Raw genomic sequence first — 14040 nt, 5'->3', positions numbered from 1 at the left:
CACTCTAACCGCTGTGCTCTACCGGGCGCCAGCCATGACGCTGAATATCAACGCGATTGTTCAGGATACTGACGCCTTCACTGCGCAAACGCGCACGTTGTTCGTCGCCTGAAGCGCTGCCCACCGGCAGACTTATCCGACCACCGGCACCCAATACCCGATGCCAGGGCAGACGGGTGTCCTCCGGCAGTTGGCTGAGCGTGCGCCCGACCCAGCGTGCAGCGCGGCCCAGGCCGGCCAGGTGCGCCAACTCGCCGTAACTCACCACGCAACCTTCGGGCACTTGCGCCAGGGTCAGGTACAGGGCCGTTCGGCGCATGTCTGCGGGGCTTTGGGGGGCGTCTTCGGGTGAGTGAGGTGTGGGCATCGCCGCGTCTTTATAAAGAGGTGTTTTTGTAAGAAACGTCTGTAATCATGCCGTTGAGAATTGAACTCAATATAAATCCTTGAGTCAGTCCAAGCTATCTAACACGATAACGCCCCTTTTTCGCCATTTTCGAGCCTCGAATTCGCTTATGTTGTCCAGAACCCTGCTCTGCCTTGCTGTTCTCAGCGCCTCCACGCCCCTGCTCGCCGACACCATCTGGTTGAAGAACGGTGACCGCCTGACCGGCAAGATCAAAGTCTTCGACGGTGGCAAATTGCTGATTCAGACCAACTACGCAGGGGCCATCCCGGTGGATTGGAAGCAGGTCAAGACCCTGGAAAGCGACCAGGAACTGCTGGTCAAGCAGGACGCTTACACCGGTGAAAAGGCCAAATCCCTGAAAGCGGCGGAGGATGGCAAGGTCACCCTGACCAATGGCGAAGCGCCGAAAACCGTGGACTTGGCCAGCATCCAGCAGATCATCAAGCCAAAGCCTGTGATCGAAGACCTGGTGTGGAAGGGCAATGTCGACCTGGCGTTGGACTACAAACGCGCCGACAAGGACACCAACGACTACGACATCGACTTCAAGACCACCGCCCGTCACGGCCAGTGGCGGCATACCGCCCAGGGCGAATACAACCGCGAGTTCCAGGATGACGTGACCACCACTGATAACTGGTCGCTCGAATATGACCTGGACCGCTTCATCACCGAGCATTGGTACTGGCAGGGCCGCCTGACCTACAAGCGTGACAAGGTTGAAGACCTGTCCCGCCAGCGCACCGTCGGTACTGGCCCTGGCTACCAGTTCTGGGACGATGAGCTGGGCGCGTTCTCCCTCGGCTCGCTGGTCAACCGCACCGATTACCAGTATTCGGACGATCGCAAGAGCAACTTCTATTCCCTGGCCATGAAGTGGAGCTACAACCGCTACCTGGTGGGCAAGACCGTGGAATTCTTCACCAACGGTGAAGTGGGCAAGCCGCTGGCCGGGCCGTCCGATTACTCCCTGGATGCGGAAATGGGCTTGCGCTACAAAGTCACCGAGTGGGCGTCGCTCAACCTTAAGGCCGAGCGCGACATCATTAATGGCGAATCGCAAAGCAGCTTGGACAAGACCCGTTACACCGCAGGCTTCGGCGTCGCCTGGTAAAGCAACCCGGTAAAACCAGCAACGGACACTCTGGCAACCCGCGCCGATATTGATTACCTTGTGTTGAGATTCATTCCCATAGACGCCATAGGCTGTGGGCGGCTGAACACCCGAGGAGTCATACCGTGAGCACGCAGGTTGCCAAGAACGCCCGAGAGCTGTTGCTCAAGGAATACCGCGGAGCGCTCTCCACATTGTCCAAAGCCATGCCGGGTTTTCCCTTCGGCTCAGTGGTGCCGTACTGCCTCGACGCGCAGGGCCAGCCGATCATCCTGATCAGCCGCATCGCCCAGCACACCCACAACCTGCAGAAAGACCCCAAGTGCTCGCTGCTGGTGGGTGAGCGCGAAGCGGATGACGTGCAAGCGGTAGGGCGCCTGACCTACCTGGCCGAAGCCGAAAAGCTTGAGGATGAGGCTGCGATTGAAGCCGCCGCCGAGCGCTATTACCGCTACTTCCCGGATTCGGCCAACTACCACAAGGCCCACGATTTCGACTTCTGGGTGCTCAAACCGGTGCGTCACCGTTACATCGGCGGCTTTGGCGCGATTCACTGGGTCGACCAGCTCACCCTGGCCAACCCGTTTGCGGGCAAAGCCGAGCGCAGCATGATCGAGCACATGAACAGCGACCACACCAAGGCCATCGCCCACTATGTCGAGCTGACCGGCCTGCCGACCACCGAACCTGCGCAACTGGCCGGTATCGACAGCGAAGGCATGCACCTGCGTATCGGCCAGTCCTTGTATTGGCTGCCGTTTGCCGAGCCTTGCAACACGCCGACACAAGTGCGCGAAGCCCTGGTTTCATTGGCTCACGCTGAGGTCTGGCCGAAAAAAGAAGCCGTCAGCGCTTGAATTCACGAAACGGCGACGTCATTTAAGGTGGACTGGCAAGGCATTCTTGCGTTGAGGAACCATTTGATGCGCCCTTTTTTATTGCTCTTTCTGCTGTTCCCGGTGTTGGAGCTGTTCGTATTTGTTCAAGTCAGCAGTGCCATCGGGTTTTTCCCGGCACTGTTGCTGATTATTCTCGGCTCGATGCTCGGCGTCCTGGTGCTGCGCGTCGCCGGCCTGGCCACGGCGCTGCGTGCGCGTGAAAGCCTGAACCGCGGCGAACTGCCTGCTCAGACCATGCTTGAAGGCCTGATGATGGCCTTGGCCGGTGGCCTGTTGATCCTGCCGGGCTTTATCAGCGACGTGGTCGGCCTGGTCATGCTGCTGCCGTTCACCCGCAAGCTGCTGGCCGGCAAGATGCGCCAGCGAGCTGAAGAAGCGGCGATCCGCCAGCGCGCCTTCGCCGATGACCTGCAACCCCGTGGCGGCCCGGCGCCACGCCAGCCGCTGGGGCGTGAAGGGGATGTGATCGAAGGCGAGTTCGAACACCGCGACAGCAAATAACCGCATGACCTGCACGGCGCCTTTGGGGGCCGTGCTGCTTTTGCCGCCCGGCATTCGTAAAAAATTTCCGTCGCGGCCTCTTGTAATAAGCTTATGCGCCCTTATGTAACGGTCACCGCAAGGTTTCTGGTGGCGACACCAGACAGACTTCCGCGTCTTGCTTGGCGAGGCGCGACCGGCACCGCCGGAATACAACTTGCCGGTATCGATACCGGCCGATGAAAAACACAATTAGGAGAGATCGACAATGAGCAAGCTTCGTCCTCTGCACGACCGCGTCGTAATCCGTCGCAGCGAAGAAGAAAAGAAAACCGCTGGCGGTATCGTTCTGCCAGGTTCGGCTGCTGAAAAAGCCAACCACGGTGTGATTCTCGCTGCAGGCCCGGGCAAGACGCTGGAAAACGGTCAAGTACGTGAGCTGGCCGTAAAAGTGGGTGACAAGGTTGTTTTCGGCCCTTACTCCGGCAGCAACACTGTGAAAGTCGACGGCGAAGACCTGCTGGTCATGGCTGAGAACGAGATTCTCGCCGTTCTGGAAGACTGATTCCCCGCTCATTTTCCCGTTACTACAAAGTATTTAAGGAATATCGATCATGGCTGCTAAAGAAGTTAAATTCGGCGATTCCGCCCGCAAGAAAATGCTCACCGGTATCAACATCCTGGCCGACGCGGTAAAAGCGACCCTGGGTCCTAAAGGCCGTAACGTGGTTATCGAGAAGAGCTTCGGCGCTCCGACCATCACCAAGGACGGCGTTTCGGTAGCCAAAGAAATCGAACTGGAAGACCGTTTCGAAAACATGGGCGCGCAGCTGGTCAAAGACGTTGCCTCCCGTGCCAACGATGACGCAGGCGACGGCACCACCACCGCTACCGTACTGGCTCAGGCCATCGTCAACGAAGGCTACAAGGCCGTCGCTGCCGGCATGAACCCGATGGACCTCAAGCGCGGCATCGACAAGGCGACCATCGCCATCGTTGCTGAGCTGAAAAAGCTGTCCAAGCCATGCGCCGACACCAAGGCTATCGCTCAGGTAGGCACCATCTCCGCCAACTCCGACAACTCCATCGGCGACATCATTGCCGAAGCCATGGAAAAAGTCGGTAAAGAAGGCGTGATCACCGTTGAAGAAGGCACTGGCCTGGAAAACGAACTGTCGGTTGTAGAAGGCATGCAGTTCGACCGTGGCTACCTGTCCCCGTACTTCGTCAACAAGCCTGAGACCATGGTTGCCGAGCTGGACAGCCCGCTGATCCTGCTGGTCGACAAAAAGATCTCGAACATCCGCGAAATGCTGCCAGTGCTGGAAGCCGTTGCCAAAGCCGGCCGCCCACTGCTGATCGTTTCCGAAGACGTTGAAGGCGAAGCCCTGGCGACTCTGGTTGTGAACAACATGCGTGGCATCGTTAAAGTCGCCGCCGTCAAGGCGCCAGGCTTCGGCGACCGTCGCAAGGCCATGCTGCAGGACATCGCCGTTCTGACCGGCGGTACCGTTATCTCCGAAGAGATCGGCCTGAGCCTGGAAAGCGCCACCCTGGAAAACCTGGGTAGCGCCAAGCGCGTGACCATCTCCAAAGAAAACACCATCATCGTTGACGGTGCTGGCGTTGAGCAGGACATCCAGGCTCGCATCACTCAGATCCGTGCCCAGGTTGCCGAGACTTCGTCCGACTACGACCGTGAAAAACTGCAAGAGCGTCTGGCCAAGCTGTCCGGCGGCGTTGCAGTGATCAAGGTTGGCGCCGGTTCCGAAGTTGAAATGAAAGAGAAGAAAGCCCGCGTTGAAGACGCCCTGCACGCAACCCGTGCAGCCGTTGAAGAAGGCGTGGTACCTGGCGGTGGCGTTGCGCTGATCCGCGCTCTGGAAGCACTGGCTGATCTGACCGGCGACAACGCTGACCAGAACGTCGGTATCGCTGTTCTGCGTCGCGCCGTTGAAGCGCCACTGCGTCAGATCGCTGCCAACTCCGGCGACGAGCCAAGCGTTGTGGTCAACGAAGTCAAGAACGGCAAAGGTAACTACGGTTACAACGCTGCGACTGGCGAATACGGCGACATGATCGAAATGGGCATCCTGGACCCTACCAAGGTGACTCGTTCCGCGCTGCAAGCAGCAGCCTCGATCGGTAGCCTGATCCTGACTACCGAAGCTGCAATCGCTGACAAGCCAAAGGCTGAAGGCGCAGCTGGCGGCGGTATGCCAGACATGGGCGGCATGGGTGGCATGGGCGGCATGATGTAAGCCAGCCTTACCCAGCTATTAAAAAGCCCCGCCTGCAGTGATGCAGGCGGGGCTTTTTTGTGCGGTATTCAAAATGCAGGAGAACCCATGTGGGAACTGGCTTGCCTGCGATGGCATCACCTCGGTGCACCAGACATACCGAGTCGCCTGCATCGCGGGCAAGCCCGGCTCCCACATGGCCGCCTGTGTTGATCTCAACCCAATGTACGACGTCGCAACAGCTTCCTGAAGGTCATGCCCCTTGCCAGGGTTACTTGGGCAGCCGGCATAAGTGCCACGGGTTGCGGTGCAGCAGCTTGGTTGAGTGGGCCAGGGACAGGCAGGTGCGTGAGTTTCTCAACGCTGGCGGCTCGGGGCCACCTCCGAGGTGGCGGGGTGAGGAGCGCATCCTGCGCCGTTGGCCGACGTGCCGTATTGGCGGTGTGATCGCCAGCGTGTTTGTCTTCCATCCGTGGTGATGGCTTGTCCGTAACCGCCAGGCGCGAGGCCGAGGCATTACCGGGCACGAACACGCCGGCAACGATGCACAGCGACAGCATCAAGGTGGGCAAATGCTTCTTACGGGGATGCATGACAGGGCTCTCCAACCGGGATTCAGTTGGCGAGGTTACGGGCGATGGGATGGCTGCGCTGTCACAGGCTGTAACAGCGCTACAACCGGCGATACCCTTCAATAAGGACGAACACTGTCACTGTGGCGAGCAGGCTTGCCCTGCGTTGGGTGGCGAAGCCGCCCCAAATCAGGCGACTCGGTGAGCCAGTTATAACGGACTGGGGCTGCTGCGCAGCCCAACGCAGGGCAAGCCTGCTCGCCACGGGTTACTTTTCTCCAGTGCGATTTCTGACTCGACTTACTTGAACGCATCAGCCCAAAGACCTTGAAAGGCATGGCTCTAAAGAGGGCGCAACGGCAGTATCAGGCTCATGCGTGCGCCGCCCAGCGGGCTGCGGGTTACCGACAACTCACCGTGGTGCCACTGGGTTGCGCGCTTGGCCAGCGCCAGGCCGAGGCCGAAGCCACTAGGTTCGTCGCCGCCCATGGCAAGCCGCACAAAAGGCTCGAAAATCTTTTCACGGTTCTCCGCCAATATACCGGGGCCATCATCGTCGACATGCAGCACCAAGTGCTGCTCACCCTGATAGGTGGCGCTCACGCACACTCGATCACGTGCATAGGTGATGGCGTTGCTCAAGAGGTTGCGCACGATCAAGTGCAGCAGGGCACGGTCGCCGATCAGTTCAAGCTGTGCAGGCTCGGTTTCCAGGCTTAATTGACGGTGGTGCCCATCCAGTAAGGCGAACTCCTGGTGCAGCCAATCACGCAGGTTGATGGGTTCGTGCTGCAAATCGGTCGGCGCGCCGGCCATTCGCGCAAAGGCCAAGCTGGCGCGAACCAGGGCTTCGAGTTCTTCGACATCGGTTTGCAAGCGCTCCTGAAGGCGTGCGCGGGTCGGCGGGTCTTCGCTCTTGCTCAGCAACGTAAGGGCGAAACGCATGCGCGCCAGCGGTGTGCGCAGTTCGTGGGAGACGGCTTGAGAGACTTCGCGATGGCGTTCGCTCATGGCGCTGATGTCCCGCGCATGCTGTTGCAAAGTCAGCAGCAACGGCGTCCATTCCTTGCCCAGGGCGGGCAGCATCACGTTTGGCGTGCGTGCCAGCGTGCCCAGGCACGTGTTGAGTGTGGCCAGGTCTTTGTTATGCCGTCGGTACGCACGCAAACCGAGGCCGAGCAACAGCAAAACCGGCAAGCCGGCGACGCAGGCGGTCATCCAGAAAATCGGAAATTTCAGCAGGTCCTTTACCTCGGCACTGCCCCACATAGGGCCGAATCGGATCACGGTTTCGTCGTCCAGCGGGAAGTAGCTGATGTCTTCGTCGCTGTTCAGTGCCGGCTGCTGGTGTTCGAGCATGACCATGGCTTCGGGCGGCAGTTCGACGTCGTCATAGGGGATCAGCTCTACCGGGTACTGGAAGTGCGCGCGCAGGATGTCCATGCGCGCTTCACGTTTCTCGGCAGGCAAGCCTTTGAGCTGCTCGGCCACCAAATAGCCTGGGCCGGCCATCAAACGCAAAAAACTGTCCTCGCCGACAAACACCGAGGCGTTGGTGCACAGCCACAACAGATAAAGGGTCAAGCTCGTCCAGCCCGCGCCCGCCACGGCCACCATCCAGGGGCGCAGTTTAAACATGCTGGGCCGCCTGGGGGATTTCGACAAACAGGTAGCCTTGGGCCGTGATGGTCTGGATGGTCACCGGGCAGGCCAGGGTCATCAGCTTTTTGCGCAGGCGCGACACACGCATATCAATGGAGCGGTTAAGCCCGTCGTATTCCAGGCCGCGTAAGCTTTGCAGGAGTTTCTCGCGGGTCAGTAACACGCCGCTATGGCGGGCGAAAATCGCCAGCAGTTCGAACTCGGCCACCGAGAATTGCAATGGCGTACCGTCGAGCCAGGCGAAATGGCTATTAAGGTCCAACCGAAACGCACCCCACTGATAAGACGCATTGGGCGCCTGGCGGTGACGACGCAGCAACGAGCGCACCCTGGCCAGCAACAGCAGCGGGTCGACGGGTTTGACCACGTAGTCGTCGGCGCCCACGTCGAATCCGGTTAATTGCTCGGCGTTTTCATCCAGCGCGGTCATCATCAGGATCAGCCCGGGGTAGCTGTCGCGAATCTGGCGGCACAGGGTAAAACCGTCGATGCCCGGCAACATGACATCGAGGATCAACAGTGCCGGTTTTTCATCAAGAATGCGCTGTGCGGCGCGATCACCACGGTGCTCCACGGCGACGGTAAAACCCTCCGCGCGCAGGAACTCGGCCGTCAGCGCGGCCAATGGGCGGTCATCTTCAATCAGCAACAGGGAGTCGGACATGCAAAGGCGCCATCGCCGGAGGATGGCGCAAGTGTCACGCCCTTGCCCTGTGGTAGGCAAGGGCCAGAGCGCAGCTGTCAGCGTACGCTGATTGCGGGGGGCACTTCCTTCGGCCCCTTCCAGCTCAGCAATTGTTGGGTGTAGCCATAGCTGGCCGCTTGGTAGTAGGTGATTGCGCGTTGGATCAACGGATCATCACTGCCTACACGCAGCTCCTGGCTTTCACCCAGGGCTTGATCGTGGCGACGCAGGCCCTGGCGTGGGCTTAGAATGGCCAGGTCCTTGCCGTCAAACAGCCCCAGATACTGGTAGTTGCCGACCACCACGCGCGGTGGCAACGGGTTGTCCTGCAACAGGTTGCGGCCGAAGAAGGTCGACTCGTAGCTCAGGTTGATCAGGCCCAGCAAGGTCGGCGCAAGGTCGATCTGGCTGGCCAGTTGTGCGCTTTCCCGGGCTTCGATCAGCTTGGGGGCATAGATGAACAGCGGGATCTGGTAGTTGGTGATCGGCAAGTCTTCCTTGCCTGCACTGCCGGCGGTGTGGTCGGCGACGAACACGAAAATCGTGTTATCGAACCAGGGTTTCTGGCGTGCCGCGTCGAGGAACTCGCCAATAGCGTGGTCGGTGTATTTGACGGCGCCGTCACGGCCTTTACCGGACTTGATATCAATGCGCCCGTCCGGGTAGGTGTAGGGACGGTGGTTGGACGTGGTCATCAGTTGCAGCAGGAAGGGCTGCTGCTTGGCGTAGTCGGCATCCGCGAGTTTCAGGGTTTGCCGGTAGAGATCTTCATCAGCCATGCCCCACGCGTTCTTAAACGAAATTTCCGCTTCAGGCACACTGCTCTGGTCGACGACCCGATAACCGTTGCCGCTGAAAAACGCGTTCATATTGTCGAAGTAACCGCGCCCGCCGTAGACGAACACGCTGTCGTAACCGACGGCACCGAGTTGTTGGCCAAGGCTTGCGAAACCGCTTTCACGGCCAATGCGCTTGACGATCGAGCGGCCGGGCGTGGGTGGAATCGCCAAGGTGATCGCTTCCAGCCCACGGTCAGTGCGGGTGCCGGTGGCATAGAAGTTATTGAAGTACAGGCTTTGTTTACGCAGCGCATCGAGGTTGGGCGTCAGGTTGTTCTCATCGCCATTGCTGCCCATGTATTTGGCGCTGAAGCTTTCGATGGTCACCAGCACGATGTTGGGTTTACGCAATGTGCCTGGGTTGTCGATAGTGCGGCGGATATCCAGCGGGTCTGTGCCGATAAAGTGCGCATTGGGTTCACTGAGTTCTGCGCGCAACTGTTTGGCGACAACATCGGTTGGCAGGCTTTTGTAGAACTGCGTGTAATCGAGTTCGTTATTGCGAAAGGCGGCAAAAAATTGGTACGGGCCGTTGCTCGCCAATTCGTTCATGTAGGCATTGCCGCCTTGGGCACGCGGGCTGTTCTGGCTGATCAATTGCACACTCAGACCGGCAGCTACCAACAGGCACAGGGCATTCAGCAAGCGGCCGCGCATGGCTGGGAGCGGGGCGTTCATCGCCGCATTGAACGGCTTGCGCAGGGCAAGGCTCACGACTATCGCCAGCATCGCCAACAAACTGAGCAGCTTGCCGATCGGGTAGGACTCCAGCAGGTTGTTCAACACCTCCTTGGAATACACCAGGTAGTCGACGGCAATGAAGTTGAAGCGCACACCGAATTCATCCCAGAACAACCATTCAGCGACCGCAGTGAACAGCATGGCGAACACGCTGACGGTGAGCACCGCTTGCAGGAACCAGCGATGGCCGCGGCGGCGCCACAACGCGGGCGGGCACAGCAGCAGGTACAGGCCCAGCGGCAAGGCGGCATACACCAGGAAGCTCAGGTCATAGAGCAAACCCACGCCAAACACCGGCAGCAAATTGCCACCGACTTCATCCAGATGGGTGATCAGCAGCACGCTGCGGGTCAGCAGGAAAATCACCAGCCAGGTGGCGGTGACGAGCAGCAGAAAGCGCATAGGCGCTGTTTTGAAAAAACCCATGTCCATATTCCTTATATCGATGGGCGCGATGTTCGACCTGACACTGTAATCAGTTTGTGAAGCTATAGTGAAAAACTTGTTGGAATATGTAATTGGTTGAAAACCTTTATCGACGTGACCTCAAGGTCTATCCCTGAGCCACACTTGGCCTTAAGCTGCGCGAGCCAACAAGGCCGTTACCGCGTACGGAGACACTGCCCATGCGAATTCTATTGGTTGAAGACAACCGCGATATTCTGGCCAACCTGGCCGATTACCTGGGGCTAAAAGGCTACACCGTGGACTGCGCGCAGGACGGTTTGTCGGGCCTGCACCTGGCCGCCACCGAGCATTACGACCTGATCGTGCTCGACATCATGCTGCCCGGTATCGATGGCTACACGCTGTGCAAACGTCTGCGTGAAGACGCCCGCCGCGATACGCCGGTGATCATGCTCACCGCCCGCGACCAATTGGATGACCGGCTGCAGGGCTTCAAGTCCGGCGCCGATGACTACCTGCTCAAACCCTTTGCCTTGTCTGAGCTGGCCGCGCGCATCGAAGCCGTTTTGCGCCGTGCCCAGGGCGGCGGGCGCCGTGCCCTGCAAGTCGGTGACTTGAGCTACGACCTTGATACCCTGGAAGTCACCCGCGAAGGGCGCCTGCTCAAGCTCAACCCGGTGGGCCTGAAACTGCTCGCCGTGTTGATGCAAAAAAGCCCGCACGTACTGCGCCGCGAAATCCTCGAAGAAGCCCTGTGGGGCGATGATTGCCCGGACAGCGACAGCCTGCGCAGCCACGTTCACCAATTGCGTCAGGTGATCGATAAGCCGTTCGCCAAGCCGTTGCTGCAAACGGTACACGGTGTGGGTTATCGCCTGGCCGAGGGCCGTGATGGAGTTTAAGCAAAGCCTTGCCCAGCGGATCATCATCGCCTTTGCCTTGATGAGTGCGTTGGTGGCGGGGGCCTTCGCCATGGGCATCATTGCGACCGTGCACCTGGTGGAAGAAAAACTGATTTCGGCCGGCCTGGGCGGCGACCTGCAGCGCCTGTTGCTGATGGACAGTGTCGAGGACTGGAGCCACCGGCCCGAGCCCGACCAGCTGTTTTACTTCAGCGGCGGCCCTGGGGATTTCGAGCTGCCCAAAGACCTTCGGCACCTGGAGCCGGGCTTTCACGAAGTATTCCGCGAATCGCTGTCGTACCACGCCATGGTTGAAGTGGTGGATGGCCGACGGTATGTGTTGCTGCAAGACCAAAGCGATTTCGAAGAGCGCGAGCGCGTGCTGTTTGCCGTGGTGCTGGTGGGCTTTGTGCTCAGCCTCGCACTGGCGGTTTTCCTTGGTTGGGTGCTGGCCCGCAAGGTGATGGCGCCGGTGGTGCGTCTGGCCCGCCAGGTGCGCCATCGTGACCAATTGCTTGGCTTGGCGCCGCCGCTGGCTCCGGACTACGCCGCCGATGAAGTCGGCGAGTTGGCCGTGGCTTTCGACGCCACCCTGGGCCGCCTGCGCGCGGCCTTGTCCCGTGAGCAGCTGTTCACCAGCGATGTCAGCCACGAACTGCGCACGCCGTTGATGGTACTGGCCAGTTCCTGCGAGTTGCTGTTGGAAAACCCGGCTATTGACCCGCGTGGCCGCAACCAAGTGCTGCGAATCGCCCGTGCGTGCGAAGAAATGCGCGAGCTGGTGCAAACCTTCCTCATGCTGGCGCGTGCCAAACACGATGATGCCGCCATGTCGCCGCAGGTCAACGTCACGCAGGTGGCGGAGGACTTACTCGGCATCTGGCGAGGGCCTATCGAGCAAAAGGGCCTTGAGTTGATCTATAACCCGGGCAATCCCCTGGATACCCGCTACAACACCACCTTCTTGCACGCGGTGATGGGCAACTTGCTGCGCAACGCGTTGCACTACACCGAGCAGGGCTTTATCCGCCTCACGCTGGAACCGAGCGGCTTTATCGTCGAAGACTCTGGGGTGGGCATTCCCGAGGACAAGCGTGAAGCGATGTTCGAGCCCTTTGTGCGCGGCAGCGAGAAGCGCGGAGAAGGCCTCGGCCTGGGCTTGTCGCTGGTGCAACGCATCTGCGAGAGCCAGGGCTGGAGCGTCAGCCTGAGTACTATGGAGCCCAATGGCTGCCGTTTCCATGTCGAGTTGAGCCAGGTCAAACCCTGAGTACTTTCCCTGCCGCTATCCTGCGGCAGATACCCCGCTTTTCGGCGAAGATGGCCCCATGCCACTGCTTGTATCTGTAAAGTCTTGAAATGTATGGGGTTGGACAGGACAAGTTTTTCACAACGGGTTGACCTGTTGATCACAGTTTGCTGCTTAAGGTTGTAAGCATCAGCTACTGGAGATCCGTTGATGTCTACCCCAATCAAGCTCGATTTTTCCGAAAAGTACGACGATCAGCACGCGCAGAATTATTTGCTCAAGCATCAGGACAATCTGGCTCGCCGGCTGTCCCACAAACGCGACGAGCAATTGGCGCGCGGTGCGTTGGCCCTGGCGGGTGAGCCGGGCCTGGTGCTGGACCTGCCTTGCGGTGCCGGGCGGTTCTGGCCATTGTTGGCGGAGAAGCCCAACCGTGTGATTATCGGCGCTGACAATTCGGAGTCGATGTTGAAAGTTGCCACCGTCGCCCAGCCGGCGGAGGTGGTGAAGCGGGTACGGCCTTTGCAAACGTCTGCCTTTGATATCGATTTGCCCGATAACTCGGTCGACAGTATTTTTTGCATGCGCTTGATGCACCACATTGGTGATCCGGCGCACAGGCTGGCAATACTGAAAGAATTTCAGCGGGTTACCCGCGACAGCGTGATTATTTCGTTGTGGGTGGATGGCAATTTCAAGGCGTGGAAACGCAAGCGCGCCGAAGCCAAGCGTCGCAAGAAAGGTGAGCAGGAAGGTTACCAAAACCGGTTTGTGTTACCGGCTGCTACTGTCGAGGCAGAATTTGAGCAGGCCGGTTTCCGGGTCCAGGAATCCCTGGACTTCATGCCGCTCTACGCCATGTGGCGAGTCTATGTATTGCGTAAGAGGTAACAGGATGGCAGTTGAGTGCGTATCAGGCAGTCACGTAGCTCCCGAAGAACGATTTGATTTTTTCTGGCGTCAGCAGGGCGAGTGGGTCGAGGAACCCAACCGCCGACGCGGTGGTGAAAGCGGTGTGCAGCGGGTGGTCAGCCCAAATGGCCGCTTGCTCTACAGCAAGCGTCAGACCGGTCATATCTACCGCAGTTGGCTTCACCCGTTCGGACGACCGACCGTGTTGCGCGAACGTGACGCCCTCAAAGGCCTGCGTTCGCTGGATGTACGCGTACCGGAACTGGTGTTCTGCGGCGCACGCCGTGACCCCGAGCACCAATGGAAAGCCTTGTTGGTCACGGCGTCCCTGGACGGTTTCGACGAGATCGAAAACTGGTACGCCGCCGGCGGCCGTGAGCAGTACGGCGAGTTGCTCCATGAGCGCATGCTCAAGGAATTGGCGGGCACCCTGGCGCGCATGCACAAGGGCCGCTGGCAACATGGTTGCCTGTACATCAAGCACATTTTTGTACGAGTGACCGGCGAAGGCGACTCGGCCAACGTGGAAGTGGCGCTGCTGGATTTTGAAAAGTGCCGCCAGCGGTTGACCGCTTATCGGGCCGCTTCCCATGACATGCTGCAACTGCGTCGCCATTCGTCGTGGAACAGTACCGACTGGGAAAAACTCAGCTACTTTTACGAGACGGCGTTTGGCAGCGCTATCAAGGGCTTAACTAGATGAAGCTAGAAATAGCACGAGGTGTGTTCCTGGTCGGCGCGTTGGGCATTGCAGCCCTGGCGCTGGCTGTGTGGGAACAACCTCGCACACAGGTGCTCAGTGCGGCGCAGGGTAGCGGGCAATGCCTGCTGCCACGTGTTGCCAAGACGAGTGTGGCGGCCAAGCCGGATCATGACTTGCTGTTGTTCATGTTCGGGATGTCCCAAGGGATGAGGCCGCAGAGTTGAA

At 59.3% G+C, this 14040-nt stretch carries 15 protein-coding genes; 10 read left to right on the top strand and 5 right to left on the bottom strand.

From position 1 onward, the window contains the following. Window positions 1-4 precede the first annotated feature (4 nt). On the bottom strand, window positions 5-367 hold the full coding sequence (locus HU759_RS24635; RefSeq protein ID WP_099549362.1) for an MGMT family protein: 363 nt from the start codon (window positions 365-367) through the stop codon (window positions 5-7). A 148-nt stretch (window positions 368-515) separates the two neighbouring features. Here HU759_RS24635 and HU759_RS24630 point away from each other — a divergent pair, with 148 nt between their 5' ends. The 5 genes from HU759_RS24630 to groL all read left to right on the top strand — a co-directional run bounded on the left by HU759_RS24630 (window position 516) and on the right by groL (window position 5163). After that, a complete protein-coding gene (locus HU759_RS24630) occupies window positions 516-1523 on the top strand; it encodes a DUF481 domain-containing protein (protein WP_017139746.1) in 1008 nt (335 codons plus the stop codon). A 125-nt stretch (window positions 1524-1648) separates the two neighbouring features. Further along, complete coding sequence (locus tag HU759_RS24625; protein ID WP_138813989.1) at window positions 1649-2380, top strand: HugZ family protein; 732 nt, start codon at window positions 1649-1651, stop codon at window positions 2378-2380. A 66-nt stretch (window positions 2381-2446) separates the two neighbouring features. Further along, on the top strand, window positions 2447-2923 hold the full coding sequence (locus HU759_RS24620) for an FxsA family protein (protein WP_016975517.1): 477 nt from the start codon (window positions 2447-2449) through the stop codon (window positions 2921-2923). 247 nt (window positions 2924-3170) lie between these two features. After that, window positions 3171-3467, top strand: a complete 297-nt coding sequence (locus HU759_RS24615) for a co-chaperone GroES (protein WP_017139748.1) — start codon at window positions 3171-3173, stop codon at window positions 3465-3467. Between the two features lie 49 nt (window positions 3468-3516). After that, window positions 3517-5163 (top strand): chaperonin GroEL, encoded by a 1647-nt coding sequence (groL, locus tag HU759_RS24610; RefSeq protein ID WP_017139749.1) that lies wholly within the window; start codon window positions 3517-3519, stop codon window positions 5161-5163. Window positions 5164-5357: 194 nt separating this feature from the next. On the opposite strand, the gene HU759_RS24605 is transcribed toward groL, so the two are convergent. The 4 genes from HU759_RS24605 to HU759_RS24590 form a co-directional block, all read right to left on the bottom strand. Continuing rightward, window positions 5358-5735 carry a hypothetical protein gene (locus HU759_RS24605; RefSeq protein ID WP_143521861.1) on the bottom strand — a complete coding sequence of 126 codons (378 nt, stop codon included), beginning with the start codon at window positions 5733-5735 and terminating at the stop codon, window positions 5358-5360. A gap of 321 nt (window positions 5736-6056) precedes the next feature. Next, on the bottom strand, window positions 6057-7352 hold the full coding sequence (locus HU759_RS24600) for an ATP-binding protein (protein ID WP_017139750.1): 1296 nt from the start codon (window positions 7350-7352) through the stop codon (window positions 6057-6059). Further along, window positions 7345-8040, bottom strand: a complete 696-nt coding sequence (locus HU759_RS24595) for a response regulator transcription factor (RefSeq protein WP_017139751.1) — start codon at window positions 8038-8040, stop codon at window positions 7345-7347. Before HU759_RS24595 ends, HU759_RS24600 begins: the two co-directional genes overlap by 8 nt. A gap of 77 nt (window positions 8041-8117) precedes the next feature. Then, window positions 8118-10067 carry an LTA synthase family protein gene (locus HU759_RS24590; RefSeq protein WP_186617281.1) on the bottom strand — a complete coding sequence of 650 codons (1950 nt, stop codon included), beginning with the start codon at window positions 10065-10067 and terminating at the stop codon, window positions 8118-8120. Between the two features lie 200 nt (window positions 10068-10267). On the opposite strand from HU759_RS24590, the gene colR reads away from it, so the two are divergent. The 5 genes from colR to HU759_RS24565 all read left to right on the top strand — a co-directional run bounded on the left by colR (window position 10268) and on the right by HU759_RS24565 (window position 14039). Beyond that, the gene (gene colR / locus HU759_RS24585) at window positions 10268-10951 is read left to right on the top strand and encodes a two-component system response regulator ColR (RefSeq protein WP_003175870.1); all 684 of its coding nucleotides are present in this window, start codon (window positions 10268-10270) and stop codon (window positions 10949-10951) included. Further along, window positions 10941-12221 carry a HAMP domain-containing sensor histidine kinase gene (locus HU759_RS24580; RefSeq protein WP_017139753.1) on the top strand — a complete coding sequence of 427 codons (1281 nt, stop codon included), beginning with the start codon at window positions 10941-10943 and terminating at the stop codon, window positions 12219-12221. Before colR ends, HU759_RS24580 begins: the two co-directional genes overlap by 11 nt. 189 nt (window positions 12222-12410) lie before the next feature. Beyond that, the gene (locus HU759_RS24575; protein ID WP_017139754.1) at window positions 12411-13091 is read left to right on the top strand and encodes a class I SAM-dependent methyltransferase; all 681 of its coding nucleotides are present in this window, start codon (window positions 12411-12413) and stop codon (window positions 13089-13091) included. Between the two features lie 4 nt (window positions 13092-13095). Then, on the top strand, window positions 13096-13815 hold the full coding sequence (locus HU759_RS24570; protein ID WP_017139755.1) for a lipopolysaccharide kinase InaA family protein: 720 nt from the start codon (window positions 13096-13098) through the stop codon (window positions 13813-13815). Continuing rightward, complete coding sequence (locus HU759_RS24565; protein ID WP_017139756.1) at window positions 13812-14039, top strand: hypothetical protein; 228 nt, start codon at window positions 13812-13814, stop codon at window positions 14037-14039. Before HU759_RS24570 ends, HU759_RS24565 begins: the two co-directional genes overlap by 4 nt. Window position 14040: the final 1 nt, after the last annotated feature.

This window comes from Pseudomonas sp. OE 28.3 (assembly GCF_014268205.2).
GTDB lineage: Bacteria > Pseudomonadota > Gammaproteobacteria > Pseudomonadales > Pseudomonadaceae > Aquipseudomonas > Aquipseudomonas edaphica.
This window is presented reverse-complemented; position numbering and strand designations above follow the sequence as displayed.